This is a genomic window from Microbacterium sp. CCNWLW41, assembly GCF_037083505.1.
Window position 1 is genome coordinate 39,712 of the sequence record NZ_JBAOJP010000009.1, and the last position, 23,062, is coordinate 62,773.

20 protein-coding genes are annotated in these 23,062 nt (G+C 70.5%); 11 read left to right on the top strand and 9 right to left on the bottom strand.

Annotated features, from left to right (window positions below; genetic code table 11):
- Window positions 1-70: 70 nt before the first annotated feature.
- Complete coding sequence (locus V6R91_RS26710; protein ID WP_336397725.1) at window positions 71-697, bottom strand: helix-turn-helix domain-containing protein; 627 nt, start codon at window positions 695-697, stop codon at window positions 71-73.
- A 131-nt stretch (window positions 698-828) separates the two neighbouring features.
- Between V6R91_RS26710 and V6R91_RS26715 the strand changes: the two genes are divergently transcribed.
- Together V6R91_RS26715 and V6R91_RS26720 are read left to right on the top strand one after the other, a co-directional pair.
- Window positions 829-2,049, top strand: a complete 1,221-nt coding sequence (locus V6R91_RS26715) for a globin domain-containing protein (RefSeq protein WP_336397726.1) — start codon at window positions 829-831, stop codon at window positions 2,047-2,049.
- 209 nt (window positions 2,050-2,258) lie between these two features.
- Entirely contained in the window at window positions 2,259-4,643 is a 2,385-nt protein-coding gene (locus V6R91_RS26720) for a LuxR C-terminal-related transcriptional regulator (RefSeq protein ID WP_336397727.1), read from the top strand.
- A gap of 19 nt (window positions 4,644-4,662) precedes the next feature.
- On the opposite strand, the gene V6R91_RS26725 is transcribed toward V6R91_RS26720, so the two are convergent.
- The gene (locus tag V6R91_RS26725) at window positions 4,663-8,112 is read right to left on the bottom strand and encodes a hypothetical protein (protein ID WP_336397728.1); all 3,450 of its coding nucleotides are present in this window, start codon (window positions 8,110-8,112) and stop codon (window positions 4,663-4,665) included.
- Between the two features lie 313 nt (window positions 8,113-8,425).
- Here V6R91_RS26725 and V6R91_RS26730 point away from each other — a divergent pair, with 313 nt between their 5' ends.
- Entirely contained in the window at window positions 8,426-8,812 is a 387-nt protein-coding gene (locus V6R91_RS26730) for a hypothetical protein (protein WP_336397729.1), read from the top strand.
- A gap of 73 nt (window positions 8,813-8,885) precedes the next feature.
- Here the strand turns inward: V6R91_RS26730 and V6R91_RS26735 are convergent, their stop codons facing one another.
- Entirely contained in the window at window positions 8,886-9,629 is a 744-nt protein-coding gene (locus V6R91_RS26735) for an NADPH-dependent F420 reductase (protein WP_336397730.1), read from the bottom strand.
- Between the two features lie 74 nt (window positions 9,630-9,703).
- Entirely contained in the window at window positions 9,704-10,786 is a 1,083-nt protein-coding gene (locus V6R91_RS26740; protein WP_336397731.1) for an FUSC family protein, read from the bottom strand.
- Between the two features lie 107 nt (window positions 10,787-10,893).
- On the opposite strand from V6R91_RS26740, the gene V6R91_RS26745 reads away from it, so the two are divergent.
- On the top strand, window positions 10,894-11,886 hold the full coding sequence (locus V6R91_RS26745; RefSeq protein ID WP_336397732.1) for an aldo/keto reductase: 993 nt from the start codon (window positions 10,894-10,896) through the stop codon (window positions 11,884-11,886).
- Between the two features lie 67 nt (window positions 11,887-11,953).
- On the opposite strand, the gene V6R91_RS26750 is transcribed toward V6R91_RS26745, so the two are convergent.
- Both V6R91_RS26750 and V6R91_RS26755 read right to left on the bottom strand, forming a co-directional pair.
- A complete protein-coding gene (locus V6R91_RS26750; RefSeq protein WP_336397733.1) occupies window positions 11,954-13,870 on the bottom strand; it encodes a glycosyl hydrolase family 28-related protein in 1,917 nt (638 codons plus the stop codon).
- A 101-nt stretch (window positions 13,871-13,971) separates the two neighbouring features.
- A complete protein-coding gene (locus V6R91_RS26755; protein WP_336397735.1) occupies window positions 13,972-14,559 on the bottom strand; it encodes a GNAT family N-acetyltransferase in 588 nt (195 codons plus the stop codon).
- A 77-nt stretch (window positions 14,560-14,636) separates the two neighbouring features.
- Between V6R91_RS26755 and V6R91_RS26760 the strand changes: the two genes are divergently transcribed.
- Together V6R91_RS26760 and V6R91_RS26765 are read left to right on the top strand one after the other, a co-directional pair.
- Complete coding sequence (locus V6R91_RS26760) at window positions 14,637-15,065, top strand: SRPBCC family protein (RefSeq protein WP_336397736.1); 429 nt, start codon at window positions 14,637-14,639, stop codon at window positions 15,063-15,065.
- A 34-nt stretch (window positions 15,066-15,099) separates the two neighbouring features.
- Window positions 15,100-15,399 carry a DUF1905 domain-containing protein gene (locus tag V6R91_RS26765; protein WP_336397737.1) on the top strand — a complete coding sequence of 100 codons (300 nt, stop codon included), beginning with the start codon at window positions 15,100-15,102 and terminating at the stop codon, window positions 15,397-15,399.
- Window positions 15,400-15,408: 9 nt separating this feature from the next.
- Here the strand turns inward: V6R91_RS26765 and V6R91_RS26770 are convergent, their stop codons facing one another.
- The 3 genes from V6R91_RS26770 to V6R91_RS26780 all read right to left on the bottom strand — a co-directional run bounded on the left by V6R91_RS26770 (window position 15,409) and on the right by V6R91_RS26780 (window position 18,295).
- The gene (locus tag V6R91_RS26770) at window positions 15,409-16,794 is read right to left on the bottom strand and encodes an HNH endonuclease signature motif containing protein (RefSeq protein WP_336397738.1); all 1,386 of its coding nucleotides are present in this window, start codon (window positions 16,792-16,794) and stop codon (window positions 15,409-15,411) included.
- Window positions 16,795-16,886: 92 nt separating this feature from the next.
- Window positions 16,887-17,915 carry a lactonase family protein gene (locus V6R91_RS26775; RefSeq protein ID WP_336397739.1) on the bottom strand — a complete coding sequence of 343 codons (1,029 nt, stop codon included), beginning with the start codon at window positions 17,913-17,915 and terminating at the stop codon, window positions 16,887-16,889.
- 62 nt (window positions 17,916-17,977) lie between these two features.
- A complete protein-coding gene (locus tag V6R91_RS26780; protein WP_336397740.1) occupies window positions 17,978-18,295 on the bottom strand; it encodes a hypothetical protein in 318 nt (105 codons plus the stop codon).
- A gap of 191 nt (window positions 18,296-18,486) precedes the next feature.
- Here V6R91_RS26780 and V6R91_RS26785 point away from each other — a divergent pair, with 191 nt between their 5' ends.
- From V6R91_RS26785 to V6R91_RS26805, 5 genes are all read left to right on the top strand, one after another.
- A complete protein-coding gene (locus V6R91_RS26785) occupies window positions 18,487-19,776 on the top strand; it encodes a DUF2510 domain-containing protein (RefSeq protein ID WP_336397741.1) in 1,290 nt (429 codons plus the stop codon).
- Between the two features lie 238 nt (window positions 19,777-20,014).
- Window positions 20,015-20,398, top strand: a complete 384-nt coding sequence (locus V6R91_RS26790) for a pilus assembly FimT family protein (RefSeq protein ID WP_336397742.1) — start codon at window positions 20,015-20,017, stop codon at window positions 20,396-20,398.
- Between the two features lie 93 nt (window positions 20,399-20,491).
- Window positions 20,492-20,911 (top strand): type II secretion system protein, encoded by a 420-nt coding sequence (locus V6R91_RS26795; RefSeq protein WP_336397743.1) that lies wholly within the window; start codon window positions 20,492-20,494, stop codon window positions 20,909-20,911.
- Window positions 20,902-21,438, top strand: a complete 537-nt coding sequence (locus V6R91_RS26800; RefSeq protein WP_336397744.1) for a PulJ/GspJ family protein — start codon at window positions 20,902-20,904, stop codon at window positions 21,436-21,438. The genes V6R91_RS26795 and V6R91_RS26800 overlap by 10 nt, the downstream gene beginning before the upstream one ends.
- A complete protein-coding gene (locus V6R91_RS26805) occupies window positions 21,426-23,060 on the top strand; it encodes a hypothetical protein (protein WP_336397745.1) in 1,635 nt (544 codons plus the stop codon). The genes V6R91_RS26800 and V6R91_RS26805 overlap by 13 nt, the downstream gene beginning before the upstream one ends.
- Window positions 23,061-23,062: the final 2 nt, after the last annotated feature.

The window sequence follows — 23,062 nt, forward strand, 5'->3', positions numbered from 1 at the left end:
TCCCACCCCTTCGCGCACCGACGCGCGCTCCCGACGCTATCGAGCGGGCGACCGGGTCGCGAATCCGCGTTCACGCCGAGCCGACGGCGCCCTCGGCGTGCGTGAGGAGCAGCCGGCACCGGTGCGCCGTGACGAAGGGCTCGAGACGCTCCATCGCGAGCGGTCCGTCGGTGTGCAGCAGCACGTCCTGCACCAGACGGGCGTGCACGCCGCAGACGAGCGCGCGATCCTCGTCGATCATGTCGTGGTAGCGGCAGGGCGCGAGGTCGAACGACAGAGTCCGCTCGTCGACGGCCGGGTCGAGACCGGCGTCGTCGAGGTGCTCGTACAGCACGTCGAGCTGGCGGGCGGCGTCGGCGTCGAGCACCGGGGGCTCGGCGCCGGTCACGGCGCGCAGCATCCGTCCGCGCTTCTCGGCCCCCACGACGCGTGCGCTCGCCGCGGCGCTCGGGGCCGATTCGCGTACCGGATGGAACACGACGGGTGGGCGACCGCGCACGCCGACCTGCAGGGCCTCGCTGCGGATCAGGCCCTCGTCCTCGAGCACCCGCAGGTGGTCGCGGACGGTGTTGAGCGGGATGCCGCACTCCGACGCCAGCTCGCCGGCGCGGCGTCCGGGGACCCGCTGGATGGCGCGCAGCAGCTGGAGGCGGCGCGGCTGGGTCAGTCCGCGGAAGTCGTGTGCGCGGCGTGGCATCCCTCGACCGTAGCCGGGCCGCCGCGGGAGCGCTGGGGAGAGCGCCGGATAAAACCGGTGGAACGCCCAGCGCTCCCGCGGCGGTCAGGCGAGGCTCGAAGGCGTTGCGACCGGAGCGAGAAAGGGAACGCATGAAGCTCTCACCGGAGTCAGAAGCCGTCGTCCGAGCCACCGCGGGTGTCGTCGCCGCGCACGCCGAGGAGATCACCAAGGTCTTCTACCCGGCGATGTTCGCCGCCCACCCCGAGCTGCTGCGGGTGTTCAACCGCGCCAATCAGGCGGTGGGGGAGCAGCCGAAGGCGCTCGCCGCGTCCGTCGTGGCGTTCGCCGTGCACCTCATCGACCCCGATGCCCCCGACTTCACGCCGGTGATGCGCCGGATCGCCCACAAGCACGTGTCGCTCGGCATCCAGGCCCGCCAGTACACGATCGTCGGACACCACCTGCTCGATGCGGTCGGAACCGTGCTCGGCGACGCCGTCACCCCCGAGGTGCGTGCCGCGTGGGACGAGGTGTACTGGCTCTTCGGGTGCTCGCTCATCGCCGAGGAGGCCAAGCTGTACGCCCTCGGCGGCACCGACCCGGAGCAGCCGTGGCGGCCGCACCGGGTGGTCGAGCGGTTCGAGGAGTCCGACGAGGTGTTCTCGCTCCTGCTGGCGCCGGTCGACGGCGAGGTGCCGTCGCATCGCACCGGGCAGTATGTCGCGATCGCCGTCGACCTCCCCGACGGGTCGCGCCAGCCCCGCCAGTACACGATCTCTTCCGGCCCTCGCGGCGACTCGCTGCGCGTGACGATCAAGCGCGTCCGCGGGGTGGACGGCGCGCCCGACGGTCAGGTGTCGACGTGGCTGCACGAGAACGCGCAGCCGGGCACCGTGCTGGACGTCTCGCAGCCGGCGGGGGATGTGGTGCTCGACGAGTCCGAGCGGCCGCTCGTGCTCGTCTCGGCGGGCATCGGCATCACTCCGATCGCCGCGATCCTCGAGGACCTGTCGCGGCGCCAGCCCCACCGCACGGTGCGGCTCTTCCACGCCGACCGCGCCCACGACACCCACGCCCTGTACTCGTCGCTGCGGCGCCAGGTCGTGGCGATGGAGGACGCGAAGGCGCAGAACTGGTACGAGACGGATGCCGATCGCGCACCCACGCTCCACCCGGCGCGTCCGGGGTACATGGACCTCAGCGACGTCGAGCTGCCGGAGGGCGCGACGGTCTTCATGTGCGGACCGCTGCCCTTCATGCGCGCTGCGCGCGCCACCCTCGTCGGGCGCGGGATCCCCGGCGAGCGGATCCACTACGAGGTGTTCGGCCCCGACCTGTGGGCGCAGAATCCGGAGGCCGCGGCCGCCTGAACCGTGCGGCGCCCCGGTGTCGGGGTCGTGCGCCGCGCACGGAATCGGAGGTTCTGGCTGACACGCCGGGGAACGGATGCCGCGCCCCGGCGTGTCGCGCACGACCTCCGATCCTGTGCACTGGCGCGGGTGCGGGCACGTGCCAATATGCTGTGGTCACGGGGCGACGAGGCTCCGAGATCGCAGGGTTCTGGGGAAGGGGCGCCGGCGTGACGCTCATCGGGCGCGAGCGGGACCTCGCGCTGGTCAGAGGTCATCTCGCCGACCCGGGGGCGCGGATCGTCACGATCCACGGACCGGCCGGGTCGGGCACGAGTGCGGTCCTGGGCGCCGCGGCGACCTCGGCCGCCGCGTGGTCGGTCGACCTCGCCGACGCCGAACGCGAGGCTCCGATCTGGGTGACGGTGGCGCGGCGGCTGGGCATCGGCCTGGACGGCGGCGAGGACGCCGAGGCGCGGATCACCGAGGTCGTCGCGCGGAGGCCGATCGCCCTCGCCATCGATCACGCCGACGCCGAGTCGCTCCGTGCGGGGCTGCCGAGGCTCCTCGACCGGTGCCCGACGCTTGCCGTGGTCGTCGCTTCCCGCGCTCCGCTCGGGCTGCCCGAAGAGCGCCACGTGAGACTCCAGCCGCTCCCCGTCCCGCTGCCGGGCGCCGATCTCGAGACGGTCGCCGAGTCGCCGAGCGTGCGACTGTTCGTCCAGCGCGCGCAGGAGGTCGACGCGCACTTCCACCTCGATCCCGGCACCGCAGACGATGTCGCCCGGGTCTGCCGCCTGGTCGGCGGTCTGCCGCTGGCGATCGAGCTCGCGGCGGCTCGCGTGCGACTGCTTCCGCCCGCCGAGCTCGCGGCACGCCTCGCCGCGGACGGGAGCGATCCCGACCTGCTCACGTCGGGTCTGGGGGACGGAACGGGGCGACGGCTCAGCCTCCGCGACGCGCTGGACTCCACGACCGCCGCGCTGACGGGCGGTCAGCGCGCGCTGCTGGTGTGCGCCGCCGGGTTCGAGGGCACGTTCCCTGTCGACGCCCTCGTGTCGCTCGACGGCCGCCCGCTCGGTGAGGTGCTCGACGATCTCGGTGCGCTCGTGGACAGCCGTCTGGTCGAGCCGATCGCCGTCGGAGAGCAGGAGCCGGCGTTCGACCTGCTCCCCATCGTGCGCACGTACGTGCGTGGGGCGGAATGGGCCGACAGCGGACGGGCGGGCGACCTGCGTCGCGCCTATGTCTGCAGGACCGCGGATGCCGCAGCCCGTGCGGCCGCGGACTGCCGGCCGTCGATCGACATCGAGCGGATCCGCGTGCTTCGGCGGGACGTCGTCTCGGTGCTCGACGACCTGGCCGCCGACCCCGTGACGGCGGCGCGCCTCGCCGTGGACGCCGCCGGCGTGCTCGAGGGACTCCCGGAGCGGGCCGCTGTGGAGGCCGTGCTCGGGCAGGTCATCGCGACCGGCGCCGTCGACGGGCTCGAGCCGGCGCTCGCCGCGCGGGTGTGGCTGTGGTCGGCGGCGCTGATGGCCGAGACGCCGGACGCGCAGGGGAGCGCGGCCGAGATCGGCGCGCGGTGGCAGCGCTCGCGCGACCTCGCGGACGAGCTGGGCGATTCGCTGCTCGTCCTCCTCTGCCACTCCGTCGCGGTGGCCATCCACCCGGCCACCGGCGACGTCGCCCGCTTCGTCTCGTCGATCCAGCAGGGCCGCGCCCTCGCGGCGTCGATCGGCCACGCCGCATGGCTCGCGCGCTTCGAGGTGTGGTCGGCCGTGCTGATGCAGACGAGCGGGCGCCTCGACGACGCGATCGACCTCGCCCTGACGGCCCTGCGGCGCGCGACCCGCGTCGCCGACGCCAAGGCCGTCGCCGCCGCGACGGTGCTGCTTCGGACCGCACGCCCCGAGCCCGCCGACCATCCGCTCGCCGTGCCGTCGCTGGAGTCCGCCCTCGAGCTCGGACGCACGTCGGGCGACGCCTACATCGAGTCGATGATCCTGGCGGCGCTCGCCGGGCGCGAGCTGGATGCCGGCAGGATCCCGGAGGCCGCTCACTGGTGCCGCCTCCGGCTCGAGGACACCGCACGGCGCGGCTGGACGAGCGCGGCCGGCCTCTCGGTGGTGCACGCGGCGCTCATCGCCGCGCGGTCGGGCGATGCGGCCTTCGCGGCGCGCCTGCTGGGGGCGGTGGCCGCCGACGAGGAGCGCATCGTCCGGCTCCTGCCGCCGCGGCGACGCGAGGCGTACGAGGCGCTGGCCCCGCAGCTGCGTGCGCGTCTCGGCGGCGAGCGCTACGCGGCGCTGGTGGCAGCCGGCAGCGTCGAGTCCGCGGCCGGGGGCGCAGCGCTCGCGCTCGCGTGGCTCCAGCGCGATGTGCCGTCGCCCGCGTCCCCGCAGGCGTCGTCCGGCAGCCTCACGCCGCGCGAGCTCGAGGTGCTCGCGCTCCTCGCGAACGGGCTCACCAATCGCGAGATCGCCGACGAGCTGCTCCTGTCGGTCAAGACGGTCATGCATCACTCGGTCGCGATCTACCGCAAGCTCGATGTCCGCGGCCGTGCCGAGGCGACCGCGTACGCGCATCGCCACGGGCTGGTGACCGCGCGGTAGCCCCCCGAGGCCGTCGTCGTCAGGGCTTCGGGGGCTTCGGGGTCTTCACCTTCGTGTCCTTCTTGAGGGTGAACTCGAAGGAGTCCGCGGTGTAGTTGCCGGCGGCATCCGTCACCATCAGGTCGAACGTGTGCGTGCCCTGCGCCAGCGGGGGAGCCGTCCACGATCCCGAGGCGGCGTCGGCGCAGTCGACGGGCTCGCCGTCGAGGCGGCAGGCGTAGCCGGTGATCGGCGCATCGGGACCGAACGGGGTGGTGCTGAACCGGACGGCGTTCTTCGCCTTGGCCCAGGCGAACGAGTCGATCGTCGGGGGACCGCTGAGGAGGCGGAACGACACGGTGAACGGGGTGTCGTCGGAGTGCTCGTCGCCGGGGATCCGCGCCGTCACCTCGTACCGGCCGGTCTCGAGCCCGTCGGGGTCGAACTCGGGGAACGAGATCGCCGAAAGGCGTCCGTCGGCGTCCAGCAGGCTCGCGACGGTTCCGCAGCGCTCGACCGGGCTCGCCGGTATCTCCGTGTACAGCAGGCTGACGCACAGGTCGCCCGTGTAGTCGCCCCACTCCTCACGTCCGCCCATGACGTACGGCACGAGCTCGGGAACGGTGTCGACCGACATGGCGAGCGGGTCGATCTCGTTCGCGACGGCGGCGCGGAAGCGGTCGCCGGACGCCGGCACGAGGTCGACCGTGAGCGGCATCATGGTGCGGGCGCCGGTGACCTGCTGCACGACGACGGGGATGGTGGTCGTCCCCAGATCGTCGAGTCCGGCGGTCACCCGGAGGTCGAGCACCCATTCGCCGTTCGCGGTGTCGTAGCCCGTCGACAGGGTCACGGCGCCGTCGAGGAACTGCACGATCGACTTCGGCGTGTCGTCGGCGGGATCGACGACCCCGAACGACGTGGGCGTCCCGCCGGTGCCGGGAACGATCCGCGCGAGCTCGTAGTTCGGGTTCGCGGTGACCTGCACGGGGACCTCGACGGACGAGTGGACGGGGTCGAACACGACCAAGCCGGGCTGGTCCGGACCGGGAGCGGTGCGGGGCGCTGTGAGCACCGGACGCGCCGGGTCGTCGATCGCGAAGGACTGCGTGGTGGCGGTGCCGAACCGGTCGGTGATGGTCACCTCGACGCCCTGGGTGAGGTCCGCATCGCCGGCGAGCGTGTGCGAGAGCGCGGCCTTCAGCTCGGGGAAGAGGTCCGTCCTCACGCTGGAGCAGCTCATCGGGTCGATCGTGTGGCAGGTGAGGTCCACGCGCGAGTGCTCGCCCGGTTCACCGGTGACGGAGCCTGGCCACGTGACGTCGATGGTGAAGTCGTTCGATGGCACCGCCGCCCCGAGCTGCGCCGAGACACGGAGGCCGGATGTGCCGTCGTCGTGGAACGTGAGCTCCGCGATCTCGGTCTGCGGCGGGACGATGCGGAAGTCGACCGAGCCCCACGCGTCGGGCACGGTGCCGTCCGCCGGATCGGTGTCGTGCGCGCGGACGGCGGCACGGTAGTCGCCCACCTCCGTCGGCTTGAACCTGGTGTCGTAGCTGGTGACCTCGGGGACGACGTCGATCCACGCGCCGGTGATCGGATCGACCCGCTTGACGGTCCACGTATAGCTGTACCCGGTCTCGTGAAGACCGTCGAACGTGCCGTCGGCCGCGACGGGGTTCGGGCGCAGGATCACGGTCCGGCCCGGCGTGAGCGGCCCGACCGCGCTCGGCCGGACGCCGCCGACGCTCGGCACGTCCGGTGCGACGAGCGCGACCGAGACCGAGCGGCCCTCGCGGTCGATGTAGTGGATCGTCGATGCCCGCTGGGCCACGAGCATGCCGTCGCCGTCCAGGCGGGACACGCTGAAGCCACCGTCGGGGGCCGCCGCTCCTTCGGCGGGCGGCACCCGGCTGGCCGTCGTCTCGCGCCCGGCGTTGTCGGTGTACCGGAACTCCAGGGCGGGCTTCTCGCCGTCGCCCTCGTCGACGATCATCCAGTCGCGGCTGAAGCGGACGGTGGTGTCGCTGTCGCCCATCGGCACCGTGATGGAGTCTTCGACGCGCGGGGTGGTGGTGCCGTCCATGACGAGGAAGCGGTAGTCCTGCTCGGTCGTCTCGTTGGGGGTCCACAGCGCATCGACGTCGGGGATGAAGGCGCCGTCGATCGTGTTCGACGTCTTGACGAGGATGAGATCGAGGATCCTCGCCACCGCTGGGTCGTCGCGGTACGCCGGCTGGTTCTCGGCTGTCATGCCCTCGCGCAGCTCGAGTCCTGCGTAGTCGTCGCGCAGATCGTCGAGGAAGAAGGGATCGGTGGCGTCCTTGGCGTTCTTCAGGCGCTCGGCGAGCTTGATGCCGACCTGCTCGTGCTCGGCGAGCTGGATGGACGCCACCACGGTGACGACGATCGCGAGGATGACGATCCCCACGACGGTCGCCGCCGCGCCGGCCGCCGTGGCGGGGACGAGCGCGCCTCCCCATGCGGCGTGTGGGAACACGCCTGCGAACACGGTCCCCAGAGCGGTTCCAGCTCCGGCGGTGCCGGCCGCCAGGGCCGCGCTGCCCGCAGCGGCGGCGGCAGCGGCAGCGGCGCCTCCCGCGATCGCGGCACCCGCCAGTGCGCCATACGCCCGCTGCACGTCGGCGATCTCGTCGGCGTAGCCCGACGTCGAAAGCCGGTCCAGCCCGAGCTCCGCGGCGTTGCGGTACATCCCCCACGCCTGGAAGGCGTCGGCCGACGGCTGCGGCGGGGCGAACACGAAGGCGCTCTCGAGCACCGTGTGCCTGCGCGCACACCAGTCGACGACCTCCTTGGGCAGCGGCACGGGATTCGTGATGAACGCGGGCGCCGCCGGCGGCGTGTACCCGCACTCCAAGGCCTTGAACGCCGCGTGCTCCTCGACGGCGTACTGGGCGATCTTGCGGTCGGTGCCGAGCAGCTGGCGGTTGACGTAGTCGAGGGTCGTCTGCTCGTTGGCCGTGAGCTCGACGCCGTAGAGCGAGCGATCGAGGATGTCGAGGATCCGCATCATGACGTAGGCGCGGAGCTGGTCGCCGGCCAGGCGCTGCACGCGGCCGTCGGCCGGGATGTCGTACATGGCGGTGATGACGTCGACGCCCTCACCGATGATCCATCCGAGCGCCTCCGCCGCGCCGCCCTCGTCGCCGAGGGTATAGCCCGATACCGAGCCGCCGACGTTCAGGTCGCCCGCGAACGGGTCGCCGGTGCCCTGCGTGCCGATGCAGATGGAGCCCGAGCCGCTGTCGATGCACTGCGACCGCACGGTCGACTGGTCGCCGATGGTCGTGAGCGAGCCGTTCGAGCTGATGACGAGCTCCAGCGACCCTTCCGCGACGATCGGGACGGTGAACGACGTGATCGGGTCGTCTGGCTCAGTCGTGTCGGCCGCGGCCGGCGAGGCGGCGAGAGGGGTGAAGAGCGCGGCGACGGTGATCGCGACGATCAGGCGGGTGGTTCGCAGCTTCATCGCAGCTCTCCTCTGCACGCAGAATGCTCGTACTGTGTGCACCCAACCGCGAAGCACCCGGTGCCGCATCGGGCAAATGCCCTATCTTGCATGCCGCGGGGGCGGCGGAGCGCGGGCGCGCACAGCGTCGGAGGTTCTCGCCGACACGCGGGGAACGGATGCCGCCACGCGGCGTGTCGGCGAAGACCTCCGATCTTGTGCATGGGCCGGCAACCGGCCTGCGCTCGGCTAGCGTGCTCGTCCGGTGCTGACAACCCCCTCGCCGCACGCCTGCGATCCGCAGAGGCTGGAATCGATGCAGAGGAGGTCTGCCATGAACAGGAATGCAGACGACATGGGTGCCGTCGACCCCGGCATGCGTGACGCCGAACGCAGCATCGACGCCGTGGGCGAGGGCGAGTACGACACGTCGCGCAGTGAGGTGACGACCGCCACGACCGATCACGACGAGATCCGCCGGTGGGCGGAGGACCGTCATGCGACGCCGGCGACGGTCGCTGGCACCGGCGACGCCATCGGCGACCTGCGGTTCGACTTCGATTTCGGGCCGGAGCTCGTGGAGCTGCGGCCGGTGAGCTGGGAGGAGTGGCTCAGGGCGTTCGACGAGCGCGGGCTCGAGTTCGTCCACTACGCGGACACCCGGCCTGACGGATCGGTGTCGTACGACTTCTTCCTGGAGCCGCGCCGCACCGGCGTCTGAAACGGCCTGGCGCAGCCGGCTGACCTCGCCGGCTGCGCCAGACTGAGGTGACACCTCACCCGAGCCGCGCCGGTCAGGGCGCGGCATCCGTCCCCGCATCGCGGCGCGCCCGGGCGACCACGATGCCGCGCTGCGACGTCTCGAACCGGTCCAGCATCGCCTGCAGCTCGGCGGCGTCGACGTCGGCGCCGAACGCCTCCGCCCCGGGCTCGAGCTTGATGCCCTCGCGCAGCGGACCGGCGAGCACCGGGTCGAATCCGAGGGCGTCGACGATCCGCATCACCGCGCCCACGGCGGCGGCGTCGTCACCCGCCACGGCGATCGCCTTGCGCCCGGGAGCGCCTGCGGGCCTGGCCTCTTCGTCGAGGTCGCGGTAGCCCATGTGGTTGAAGGCCTTCACGACGCGCGACTGCGGGAGGAACCGCTGCACCGTCTCGCTCGTCGTCGTGCGCAGGTCGGCGAGGTCCGAGCGCAGCCCGTCGACCTCCCACCAGTAGTTCATGGCGTCGATCACGATCCTGCCGCGCAGCTCCTCGACGGGAAGCTCCCGGTAGCGGGGGAGCGGCAGCGCGAGCACGACGGCGTCGGCGTCACGGGCGACGACGGATGCCTCGGCCGCGGTCGCCCCCGGAGCAACGGCCCCGATCGGCACGGCGATGCGGCCGGGGTCTCCCGATCCGGCGACGAGGACGCGGTATCCGGCCTCGCGGGCGAGCCGCGCGAGCACCCGGCCGACCCGCCCCGCGCCGATGATGCCGAGCGTCCGGATCTGCTCGAGGTCCGCCGGCGTGCCGTCCTGGTCGCTGCGTTCCGCCATCCGCTCAGGCTAACCGCCGGACGGATGCCGCGCCCCGCCGACGCGGCACGCGCACGAGCACGGGGGCGCGTGACTCAGACGAAGGGGCGCGAGACGTCGATGATGCGCCGGACGCACAACTCGACGGCGGCGCCGGTGGCGATGCCGGTGCGGTGCGACGGGTGCGGGGTGCCGAGCGCCCGCTGGTAGGCGGTGAGCGCTTCGTTCGCCTCGCGGAAACGGCGGGGCGCGGCCTCGTCGCCCAGGGGCGTGGCGGTGAGCGCGGCGGCGTAGCGGATGGCCTGGGCGAGCTGGGCGCGCACCTCATCGGTGACGGCGGCGTCGTCGGAGGCCTGCAGCTCCAGCAGCAGGTCGATGAGGTCGCGGGTGAGGAACGCCGTCCGGTCGAGCGCCGCCATGCGCAGCGCGTTCTGCTCCCGTTCGTCGCCGTGGCCCCGGCGGCGCGGGTTGGCGCGGGCGCTCTCGTCGGCCTCGTCGACCTCCACCGTGACGGCCGCGCGCGCCTCGTCGAGCGACTCGAGCGCGGACGTGAAGCGGTCGGGCTCGATGCGGTCCTCGGCGACGGCATCGGCGGCATCCGTGAGCAGGCCGGTGACCGTGTCGCGGAACGCGGACAGCCGCTCGCCCGCCTGCCGGAGGTACAGCGGCGGCACCACGATGAGGTTGACCGCGATGCCGACGATGACACCGAACGCCACCGTGCCGAGGTACGAGATGGAGAAGCCCTCGGGGTCGGAGCCGCCGGTCAGCAGCACGAAGAGCGCCGCGAGCGCCGCCCAGTCTCCGCCGGCGCCCAGGAGCCGGAGACCGCCCAGCAGCACGCCGACGCCGATGACGACGCCGAGCACCAGGCCGCCCGGCAGCCCCAGCCGCAGCCCCGCGACGCCGCACATGCCGAGACCGATGCCGACCGCCAGGCCGAGGAGCACCTGCATGCCGACCGCAGCCGACCGGGCGATCGTCGGGTGCATGGTGACGAGCGCCCCCAGCGGCGCGTAGTAGGTGTACTGGTCCTCGGCGAACGGGATCAGCGGGGCGAGGTACCACGCGATCACCGCCGCGAGCGATGTCTTGATCGCCAGCAGCAGGCGCGGCTGCTGAGCAAGTCGCGCGGTGTACGACACGGCCCGCCTCAGCGGTTCGGCGTGTTCGTCCATGACGACGTCCCTCCCATCGGTCGCTGGCCCCAACCTAGTCTCCGCGCCACAGGGTGGAGGAGGTGGGATGCTGGAACCCGCTCATCTCTCGATCGCGGAGGATCCCCATGCAGCAGCGCGCACTCGCCCGCACCGGACGCTCGGTGTCGGCGATCGGTCTCGGCACCTGGCAGCTCGGCGCTGACTGGGGCGATGTCAGCGAGGAGGACGCGACGGCCGTGCTCGCGGCATCCGCGGATCACGGCGTCACGCTCTTCGACACCGCCGACGTCTACGGCGACGGGCGGAGCGAGTCGATCATCGGGCGCTTCCTCGCCGGACGGGGCGACCACGGCATCACGGTTGCGACCAAGATGGGCAGGCGGGCGGCGCAGGAGCCCGAGAACTACACGCCCGAGAACTTCCGCGCGTGGACCGACCGGTCGCGCCGCAACCTCGGCGTCGACACGCTCGATCTGGTGCAGCTGCACTGCCCGCCCACCGCGGTGATCGAGCGCGACACGACGTACGACGCCCTCGACGCGCTCGTCGCGGACGGCGCGATCGCGGCGTACGGCGTGTCGGTCGAGACGTGCGCGCAGGCGCTCGCCGCGATCGCACGCCCGAACGTGACGAACGTGCAGATCATCTTCAACCCGTTCCGGCTGAAGCCGCTCGACGAGGTGCTGCCCGCGGCGCGGGCAGCCGGCGTCGCGATCTTCGCACGCGTGCCCCTCGCGTCGGGCCTGTTGTCGGGCAAGTACACGGCCCAGACGACGTTCGCCGCCGACGATCACCGCACCTACAACCGGCACGGCGAGGCGTTCGATCGCGGCGAGACGTTCTCGGGCGTCGACTTCGAGACCGGCGTCGCGGCCGCCGACGAGCTGGCCGCCGCTCTTCCGGACGGCGTGTCGCTTCCCGCGGCGACGCTCGCGTGGATCGCCGCCCAGGAGGGCGTGACGAGCGTCATCCCCGGCGCGCGCAACGTCGGTCAGGCCGAGGCGAACGCCGCCGCCGGTGCGCTCCTCGACGACGGCTTCGACGTCGACGGGTTCGACCGGGTCGTCCGCGAGGTCTACGACCGGGATCTGCGGGCGTCCATCCACCCGCTCTGGTGAGCACGCGCGACACGCGGATGCCTCGGCCCGGCGTGATCCGCCGGGCCGAGGCATCCGTCATCCGGCCTTACGGCGCGGGGTAGTCCACGACGTACTGCGGCACGCCGATCTTGGTCGTGTCGGCCTGACCGCCGATGCCGTTCACGACGTGCTGGATCGTGCCGGCCGAGAGGTTCACCGTCATGATGTGGTGCAGCTGCACGCCCGGGGTCTCGGGCGCTTCGAACCCGTTCTCGGTGAGGATCGACGGGGTGTTCTGGTTGAACACGTACACGCCGGCGCCGTCGAGGCGGTGGGTCGTGACGTCGTCGGCGACCTTGTAGCCGGGGTAGCCGAGCGTGCCGTCGGGCTGCGTCCAGTCCGCCTGGGTGGGCGGGTCGTACGGCAGCTCGTTCTGGTACAGGACCACGTGGCCGTCCTCGCCGTTCCACTGCGTGTTGAACTGCTGGAAGTGCTCCACGAAGAGGCCGGTCGCCGTCACGCGGTCGCCCTCGACGATGACGCCGTTCGTGCCGGTGTTGGTGTTCCACCGGTCGGTGTCGCCGTTCACGCCTTCGGTGAAGCCCTCGATGCCGTGATCGCCGCGCCACACCCAGGTGTGGTCGATGAGCACGTCGTCGGAGTGGACCTCGAGCGCGGTCGTGACCTTGCCGATGTGCGGTCCGCCGACGCGGAAGTACACGTCGCTGAGGGTGATCGGGTTCGCCGCGTCGAGCACCTTGTCGCTGTCGGGCTCGCCGACGCGCAGCAGCACGGGCGAGAGCTCGGTGCCCGCGTCGATCGTGACGCCGGCGATCACGATGCCGTCGGCATCCTTCACCTGCATCGGGACGGCGCCGCCCGCGGCGGTGAGGGTCGCGTGCCCGAGGCCGAGCACGACGGTGCCCGCGCGCTTGACCTCGATCGTGCGGTCGATGTCGTAGACGCCGGGCGTGAGGATCAGGTGCTGTCCGCGGGCGAGCGCGTTGTTGATGTCCTTGACCGAGTCCGCGGGCGTCGCGATGAAGAAGTCCGTGATCGGGATGCTGCGCCCCGCAGTCTCGCCCTCGGCCCAGGTGATCCCGCGCGTGTCCTCGGCGGCAGCGGGCACCCGCACGTTGTAGCGGCCGTCGTCGTCGACGTAGAGGTACGGCTTCTCGCGGCTGAGCGGCGTCTCGTCGAGGGTCGTGTACGGCGGGTCCGGGAAGGACGCGTCGTCGGGGGCGCCGACGACGCCCGAGAAGACCTGGTTCCACACGCCGTTCGACCAGCCGGCGACCTCGCTATTGCGGATCAGCCACTGCTGCTGCGAGCCGTTGATCACGAACGGCAGCCGCGAGTCGGCGATGAAGCCGCCGCTGGCGTACTGGGGGCCGGCGGTGCAGTAGTCCATGAGCGAGAGGTTCGCGCCCGAGATGTCGAGCCGGCGCATCGAGACCGCCTGTGACACCGCCCAGAACTCCGCGCTCGCGCGGCAGCCGTCCTGCCCGGTCTTGTCGATGTCGATCGACAGGTTCGAGATGGTGCGCCAGAAGTTCACGAGGGCCAGGCAGTTGCTCGTGCCGCCGTTCTCGAGGCACCGGTTGTACACCTCGACGGCGCCGTGGATGGTGACGTCCTCGGGTGAGGCGCCGAGGCCCGCGATCTCGGTGTAGTAGCCGACCTTCGCCTGCAGCGGCTCGGCGGCCGAGCCGTACTGGCCGGGCAGGAAGAACACCGACCGGCGCTCCGAACCCATCTCGGCGTCGACCTGCTGCGCGTGCAGCGCATCGAGCTCGGTCTGGATCTGCGAGACGGGGGTGTCGGGGCTGTAGATCGTGACGTTCGGCCCGAAGTCGGGGTCGAACGGGTCGACCGTCCGCGGTGGCGCGGCGGTGGCGGGGGCGGCGAACAGCGCGCCGGCGACGAGGGCCGCGCCGGTGGCGACGGCCAGGAGGCGCGCCGTCCGGGCAGGGCGCCCGGAGCGTGCCGAAGCGACACCGAGGCGGGGAACAGGTGCGGGCATGGGGAACCTCTCCGTCGAGGGTGGGAAGCGATGTTGCTTACCGGACTGTAACCAATCGTGGGAGCGTTCTCAAGGACTGTTTTCGGACAGCGCTTGCTCGCTCAGAAATCACGTCGCATCACGAGACGGCGCTTGGTGGGGTGCGTGATCTCGCGGAATCCGGCCGCGAGGAACGGCCCGACGGCGCCGACGCTCATCTCGTCCCAGATGACCTTCTTGCCCTGTGCGAGAAGCGGATAGCCCTCGACGGCCGCGGCTCCGCGAGCGCGTGCGTGCTCGGCGGCGGCCGCGACGAGCGGGTAGGTGAGGCCCTGGCCGCGATGGCCCTTGCGGACCACCAGGCACGGGATCGCCCAGACGGAGTCGTCGTCGGGGTCTTCGGTGCGTCCCTGCCAGGGGACCGGTGATCCGCGCACCCGTCCGTACACCCCGCGGCGGTCGACCGCCGCCCACGCGACGGGCTCGGCGTCGTCGTAACCGACGATGCCGATGGTCTCGGTGGCGCGCGGATCGCCGCAGTGCGTCTCGGCCTCGAGAATCGCGGCCCGCTCGCTCTCGGGCATGTACCACCAGTCGTGGTCGCCGAGTCGCTGTCGCTGGCATTGGCAGCGTCCGGCGGCGCCGGTGAGGATCGCCTGCAGGTCGTCCCACGACGCCTCGTTCGCGGGGACGAAGCGGAGTGCGCTCATGGCGGGAGCGTAGACCCGCCCTCCGACGTGCGCGACGGGAGCGGTCGGCTGCGGCTGCTCGGGCGTACGGTGTTGAGATGCATGAGCTCACCGAAGAGGCGCTGGTCGCGGCATCCGTCGACGTGGTCTGGGCGGAGTTCACGCTCGCCGACCTGCTCGTCAGCTGGTTCTGGCCGCCGCGGTTCGAGACGACCGCGCTCGTCGAGGTGCACGAGCTGGGGCCATGGCAGGTGCGCTCCGAGGTGGCCGGCATCGCGGTCGAGGCGACGGTGCTGGGCTTCGAGGCGCCGCACCGCCTGCGGCTGGCGTGGCGGTGGGCGGGGGAGGAGCACACTACCGACGTCGGGATCGAGCTGGAAGAGGCGGCGGATGCCACGACCCGCGTGATCGTGCGGCATTCCGGGTTCGCGACCGCCGACGAGCGGACGCAGCACGTGGACGGCTGGTCAAGCTGCCTGCAGCGGCTCGTCGACCGGCACGGCGGTCCGCCGGGCGAGCACCTCTGACCGGACGTCCGACCCGCTCGCTAGTCTTCAGCTCGTGATCATCGAGTTCGACGGCGAGGTGTGGCGCTGGGATGCCCGTGACGATGCGTCGTGGTTCTTCACGTCGGTGCCGCCCGAGCTGAGCGCGGACATCCGCGAGATTCCGCGCCCGTCTCGCGGTTTCGGGTCGGTGCGCGTGCGGGCACGGGTGGGCGGCACGGAGTGGGCGACGTCGATCTTCCCGGACTCCGGGTCGGGGTCGTACGTGCTGCCGCTGAAGAAGGCCGTGCGCGATGCCGAGGGGCTCGCCGACGGGGGTCCGGTGACGGTGCGGCTCGAAGTGCTGGACGGCTGACGGGCCGGATCACCACGGTGGCGGCTCGGGGTCGACGATGCGGGCGGTCGGTGTGACCCACCACGTGACGCCGGTGATCTCGTCCCGATAGAGCTTCCATGCGCTCTTCGTCTTGAGCACGTGATGCCGTTCACAGAGCGGAGCGAGATTCGTGTCGGCGGTCGTGCCGCCGTACTGCCAGTCGAGGCGGTGGTCGATGTCGCAGTCGCGGGCGGGGCGGGTGCAGCCGGGGCCGATGCAGACCGGGTCGCGCACGCCGAGCCAGCGGCGAAGCGCTGTGGGAACCCGATAGGTGCGGCGATCGACGTCGAGCACCGTGCCGGTGATGGGGTGCGTGAGGATGCGCACCCAGCTGGTGGCCTCGCCGGCGAGGCGACGGGCGGTGTCGGCGTCGATCGGGCCGTAGCCGTCGAGCGTCGCCGGCTCGTCGTCGTGGCCGAGGAGCGTCATCACCGGGACGGTGACGGCGACCGCGGCGCGCGCGGGCGCGGGGCCGGTCTGCGGAGTCTCGCCGTGCGCCAGGAGGTCGAGCAGCACGTCGGCGCGGATCTGCGCGACGGTGCGCTCTTCACCCGGCTGGTCGCGCAGGTGTCGCGCATGGGCGTCCGCCCGGCGCTGGGCGGCCTGCACCTCGGCGGCGGGGCCGAAGATGCTCAGTGTCGCCATGCCGTCCGGCTCGGCGGTGGTCCAGATCCGGCGGTCTTCGGCGGCCCGACGGTGCCGATCGTCGATGGACTCAGGGTGCACTCGCTCCCGGACGACGCGGGCGCGAAGACGGAACTTGCCGGGCGGCATCCGTCGTGCTCCCTCGATCACCTGCGCGTCGAACTGCGCCCACGCCTCGGACGCGGAACGGGGGAGCGAAGCGGCGTGCTGCGCCGCGGTGTTCGCGTTCTGCTCGGAGACGTCACCGGACGCGAACGCCGCCCACACGAGGGGGCATCGTTCGCGAAGCGTGTCGACGTGGAAGGCGCGCGTGCGCACGATCGCCTCGGACAGCCCGAGCCGCACCGCCACGTCTGCCGCGGCCGAGCGCACCGCGATGTCACGGCGCTCCGCGCGCACGGCACCGACCGAGCGGCCCTGCGGATCACGCCATGCGGGGTCGAGGGTCGGATCGGGGCCGGTCCACGGGTCTGGGCAGTCCGCGGCGTCCCGAAGCACGGACGCGATGCCCGCGTACTGCTCGGCGAGAAGGATGCGGCTGCGCACCGCCGCGTACTCGATGGCCTTGAGCCCCACCGAGTGCATCTCCCCGCTCGCCTGCAGCGCGTCGAGGTCGACGTCGGGAACGAAGTCTTCGAACTCGGGCGCCTCCCATGGGCCGAGCTGGAACCAGGGGTCGTCATCGATCCAGGCCGGCAGCGGCGCCGCGGCATCCGATGAAATCTCCATAACTGAATCTTAGACGCAACCTCCGACATTCGCACCTATATTCGAGAAACGCCTGCCGTGCTCAGCTGTGCCGCCGACCGAATCACGCCGGTTCAGACGAAGCGCACCCAGTTGGCCCCGCCGCCGGTCTCGGCACGCTGCAGCAGCTCGAGCCGGTCCGCGTCCACCGCGTAGAGCGCCACGGACGTCGAGCGCTCGCCCGCCGCGACGAGATACGCGCCGTCCGGGCTGAGCGCGAAGCCACGGGGCTGCTCTTCGGTGACCGTGAACCCGGTGGGGGCAGACACCGACCCGTCGTCCGCGACGGATACCGCACCGAGCGTGCTCTCGGTGCGCTCCGAGGCCCACAGCCACCGGCCCTGCGCGCCGAAGTGCAGGTCGGCGCCCCAGATGAGGTGCTCGGCCTTCGGGTCGGCACCGAACCGGCTGTGCTTCAGGCCCTTGGACGGATCGAAAGCGGATGCTGCGCCCACCAGCTCGAGCGTTCCGTTCGAGGTGTCGCGGGCGAAGTGCAGCACTTCGGCCGAGAACTCTGTCAGCACGTACACGGCGTCCTGCGCGTCGTTCAGCACGAGGTGCCGCGGGCCGCTGCCCTTCGGCGCCGCGACGGTCTCGGGCGTCAACGCGACGAGGCCCAGGTCATCGTCGAGGGCGTACTGCGCGACGAGGTCGACGCCGAGCGACACGAAGTACCCGAAACGGCCGTCGGCGCTGGGCAGCACCGAGTGCAGGTTCGGGAATTCCACCCGCGACACCGGCTCGCCGACCACCCCATCGGTGATCGTGGCGCTGATTCCATATCCGCCGCCGTACGATGCGCCGAGGAGCCCCGCGCCGTCGCGGGTGAGCGCGAGGTAGTTCATACCGCCGTCGGGCAGGTCGCGACGCGACACCTCCGACAGGCGTCCTGAGCTGCGCTCCAGGCGCAACGTCACGATCGCGGCGGGCTCACCCTTGACGCCGGCGTAGACGAGGTCGCGGGCGGCGTCGACGGCGAAGGTGGAGCATCCGTCCAGTCCTTCGTTCACGGCGATCCGCTCGAGAGCGCCGTCCGTCAGCTGGAACGTGCTGATGCTGCCGTCACCGGCGTTCGCCACGAGGATGAGATGCGATTGCGTCATGCGTCGATCGTAGGCGCGCGACACCCCGCCGACGGGGTCGGCCCGGGGCGGAGGCATCCGCTTCACTCCTCCACAGGCTCGACGCTCAGGTAGTGGGTGAAGACCGACCCCGGCCGCCGTCTGGAGTCCAGGCGCGCGCGGATGTCGTCGGCCCACTCCTCGACCGTGTTCTGCACCAGGCCGATCAGACCGGCGAACGGCCTCGCGATCTTCCCCGGCAGGTGCCGGCTGATGACCGCATCGCCCACGCGACGGATGCGACCGGCCTGATCGAGATACGCGATCGGCGCCGGACGCACCAGCTCGGACTGCGAGTGCGCCACGGTGGTGTTGCGGTACACGCGGATCTTCTCGTGCAACGCCGCGAACTCTTCGGGCACGACCGACACCGCCCGGAGGGGAGGGCGCAGGTTGGAGTGCCCGCGGCGAGCAGGCGCGCGTCGGCGCTGTCGGGAAGCCGGGCGAGCCCCGACGGCTTCCCCTCGCCGTCTGCGTCGCCGCTCATCGAGCGCCTTCGGCGCGCGCGTGCTCCGATCATCGGGACCTCCCGTGTCCCTGCAGCAGATGAGGGATGTCTGCGGATGACCGTCGCGACCCGCTAAGTTGGCCTCGAGCGAGAATCATTCTGCTGGGGAGCATGATGTCCGATCGGTCAACTGGGGGACCGCCGCCGGGCTGGTACGCCGAGTCACCGGGTGCCGCCCGCCTGAGGTGGTGGGATGGTGCTGCCTGGACGCAGCACTATCGATTCACGACGACGGATGCCGCGGCTCCGCCGCCGTCCGATCTGCCGGCGATCACGAGCGCGGACGCGTCCGAGCCGCCCGTCGGCGCGGCGTGGGCGACGGGCCGCGCGCAACGTCGCCATCGACGCCGGTCGCACGACGAGCTGTCCGATCGGGAGAACGACATCGCGGCGTTCTTCGCGGCGTCGACGGCAGGGGCCGCGACGGCAGCCGTCTCGACGCCCGAACAGGCAGCGCCGGCTCCTGCGGCTGTGGTGCACGCGTGGCCGCCCCCGGTCTCGACGCTGTCGGGGCCCATCGACACCACGGCAGCCCCCGGATCGATGCGCCGTCCCGCGGATGCCGGCAGCGCGGCCGTTCTGCCGACCGCCCCGGCGACGTCGCCGTCGAGTACGGCGGCGTCGACATCCGCAGAAAGCGCGGTTGGAGAAGCTCGCTCGACGGTGAGCGCTGGACCACCCGAATCCATCGTCGCAGCCGGCCAACCCCGCCCCGCTTCCGAAGCGGTCGAGCCGGAGCCCTCGTCGGAGCCGCCTCTTCTCCGGCGCACCCGTTCCGGGCCGCGCCCGACGATCGAGCCTTCGCTCGCCCGCGACGCCGCTCCGTCCGCCCCCGATCCCAGCACCGGGGCCGCCACCGCGGATGCCGTCGCCGCTGCGTCCGCGTTCGACAGCGATCGGCCGGGGGAGCGGTTTCCCGATCCGATCGTGGTGCGCCCGTCGGTCGCGGCGGACGACGATCGGATGCCGCGTCCGCTCGTGTATCACCCGGTGTCGAGCTCATACGTGGGCGATTTGACGCGATCGCTGCCGGAGAAGTCGTCGAGGAACGGTGCGGCGACGGCGTCTCTCGTGCTCAGTGCGCTGAGCCTGCTCGGAGGGGCCGCGGTGGTCGGCTGGATCCTCCCCGTCAATCCCATGCTCGCGGGGACCGCCAGCCTGGTGAACCTCGGGCTGGCCCTGACGGCGATCTTCCTCGCGATCGGCGGTCTGGTCATCGCCGCGCAGCGCCCGACCAAGAAGACGACTTCGATCGTCGCGCTTGCGGTCGCGGTGGTGCTCACTGCTGGGCTGGGTGTGGTGCTGTTCCTGGTGACCGTCGCCATCACGGCGTGAGTGCGCCCGACCGCTCTTAAGCCATTCTTCAGCGAACCTTGCCCTTCGGCGCGTTGACAGCGAAAGCCTGCACCCGCCATGCTCGGTCGTGGGGAGGGGATTCACGCACGTGTGTGTGTTTCCCCATCCAGCTTCGACTAGCTGGGATTTTCGTTTTGGGGAAATGATCAAGGCTGGTGCTCGGCGTGCCGGCCGGTCGAAGTCGACCTTGTAACTATGAGTGGGGAGTGACTGCGCCATGCGTGCAACCATCAAGAACTACATCGACGCGATGAACAAGCGTCGTGAGGAAGAGGGCGAAGAGGGCTTCTCGCTCATCGAGCTCATCATCGTCGTCGTGATCCTCGGAATTCTCGTCGCGATCGCGATTCCGATCTTCAGCAACATCCAGGCGACCGCGCAGCAGAACGCGGTCGACGCGGCCGCAGCCGACGCCGCCGTGGCTGTTGCTGCTGCGCTCGCCGACAGCTCTGCCGCCACGACGCCTGACTCCGCAATCGCCCCGTACACGGGTGGAGACATCACGGTCAGCTACGGAGCTACGGCTCCCGCGACGATCGATGACGTCTGCATCACGGCAAGCGGTTACAGTCTGTCGGGCACGTCGGGCCCGGGTTGCTAACGAATCTGCTGCAGCTCTCTAGGGCCGGGGCCACAAGTCCCCGGCCCTAGTGGCATCATTGGCGTAGGATCTGCGACTTGGGGAGGTGCGCGGATGGGTGAGCGCGACTCTAGCGACGCAGGGTTTAGCCTGGTCGAAGTCATTATCGCTATGGTCCTCTTCGGACTTGTCGCCGTGGCGATCATCCCCGTGCTTTGGCAAGGCGTAATGTATTCGTCGCAGCAGTCAGCGGTTGCAACCGCGACCCGCCAACTTTATGCGTTGGTGGAGTCAGCCCGGGAAACGCCCAGCTGTGCAAGCCTTGCGGCCGCTGCAGCTGCGCACACATTCTCAGACGGCGCCAATCGCGCGTTTTCCACCTCCGGGACCGCTGGTTCGTGCTTCTCGTGCCCGTCGGCCACCGGAATTGCCGTTCCGCTGTCACTGACCGCCACTCAGGACTCGCGCGTGCTCGCCGAGGTGTCAGCGCTGGTGTTCGTGCCGGCTGCGAAGACGAGCGTCGCATGTCCGTGAACTGTGATCCGGACGACGACGGCCTTACCCTCATCGAGCTCATCGTCAGTCTCCTGGTGTCGACGATCGTCTTGGTCGGGATATCCACGGTGTTAGTCAACGCATGGATCGCGCAGGCCGACGTCACCTCGACATCCCAGGCCACTACACGCGGTCAGCTGATCAGCACGGCGGTCGAGCGCGCGATGCGAAACGCGCGGGATTTCAAGGTCGAGGGTACGGATGGGGGCGAACTCTGGGTCTGGACAACGCTCGGTGGAACGCGTGAATGCCAGGGATTCTTCCTTGCGGACGGCCAGGCTCGACTGACAGTGAACTCTGGGCCGATGCCGCTGTCGGCGACATGGCCCGACTGGGAACAAGACGTTGCGCAAAGCACCACGCCGGTTCAGGATTTTTTCATCGACAATGGCGACAGCGTGGATTACGCGTTCGACATCATCACCGATTCGGCGCCCGTCCGCTTCGAGGGCACGGCTGCGAGTCGCTTCAGCGGCACCGGAGGGACGAACCCATGCTGGTCTTGACGGATCGGAAGCGTGCTTGGCACCACGGCGACGATTCTGGCGCTGTCCTCGTCACGGTTGTCGTCGTGATGCTCGTCGCATTCGTGGCCGCAACAATGATCGCCGCGTCGGTGCTCACCACCTTTCAGGCCAACGCCGATAACAAGCAGCGGACACAGGCGTTCATCGCCGCCGAGTCGGGCCGGGATGCGGCGGTTCTGGCGCTCTCGGACGGTTGCGCGCCGGCAGATCTAGCCGGTAACGGCACGGGACCCACGTACACGTACGCGGTGCGGACGACGACGGGCGGACAGCCAACCGACTATGACGCTGTGACCACTGCAGCGTGTCCCACAATCGACACGAGTTACATCGTGATCCGTTCCACCGGAACCGGCCCTGATTCCACGACTGCCACGATCGACAGCGTTTATCGCTGGTCATCGACGTATTCAGACGTCCCCGGCGGCGTCGTCACGTATTTCTCGGGCAGCGTGTCGCAGGGAGTCTCCCACTACACGGGCGATCTGGTCCTAAGGAACGGGAACTGGAGCTGCACAGAAGGCGGTCTTCTGGAAGGCGATCTTTATGTATTGAACGGCACTGTCACGCTGAGCAACAACTGCGTAATCAAGGGTGACATCTACGCGAAGAAGGAAGTGAGAAGCACTTCCCAGAACTGGCACGTTCAGTCGCGGACCTCGCCTAGCGGTTATGTGAGCCCTGGGAACATCGTGACCGATGCCTATGTCAGCTTCACCTCGAACGCGAATCCCACAGTCGCAGGCAGCATTCACGCTCGAGGCGACGTCACGCTCGCCGCGGGCGGCGGTGGCCTTGGCACTGTCGGCGGGACGGTCACGTCCATGACCTCCGCTGACCGCGTGGACGAGGCGGCCTGGACAACAGGAGCAGTCACGCTTGGGAGCACAACACCGCCACCATTCGTTCCCACGCTCGCATGGCTTGAGGACGCTACAAAGTGGCTTGACCTTGACAGGAACTCCGGTTGGACCGCTGGTGGGGCTACGAGAGTGTCTGTCCCGACGACGGGGTGCAACAGCATCCTCAACACGGATGCTGCGGCGTCCGCGTGGGTGAAGACGCAAATCGCCGCCGCGAGCGGGCCGCTCGTCCTCGACTTCACTACTTGCAGCAAGAATGTGAGCATGACGTTGTCCGCCATGACGCTGAACCACGACGCCGTGCTCATTTTTCCCGCGACCAAGTCGATGAGCGTGTCTCTAGGTGCAGGTCTGTCAGCGTCGTCCCGCAAGCAGCTCTTCTTCTTGCACGAGGACAACAACCCGGATGACGTCGACGCCGCGGGCGACCCCAGGCCGACCTGCGGAATCGGCGGTGAAGACTCTTTTGGCACCACTGCCGCGGTCGACACCGATATTGACGTCATGGTTTACTCTCCCTGCGGCCTCAATGGCACCGTCACGGCGAGTTTCGAGGGTCAACTGTATTCAGACGACACCACAAACTTCCATTCAGGATCGAATTACACGTGTCAGCCGATGTCGTGGCCCACTGCACTGGCGAATCTGGGATGCGCGATCAAGGGCGCGGGCGGCATCATCGACATGACGACGATTGTCCAGAAGCTCGGTGAGCGCGTTTACCAGACTGAGCGCTAACG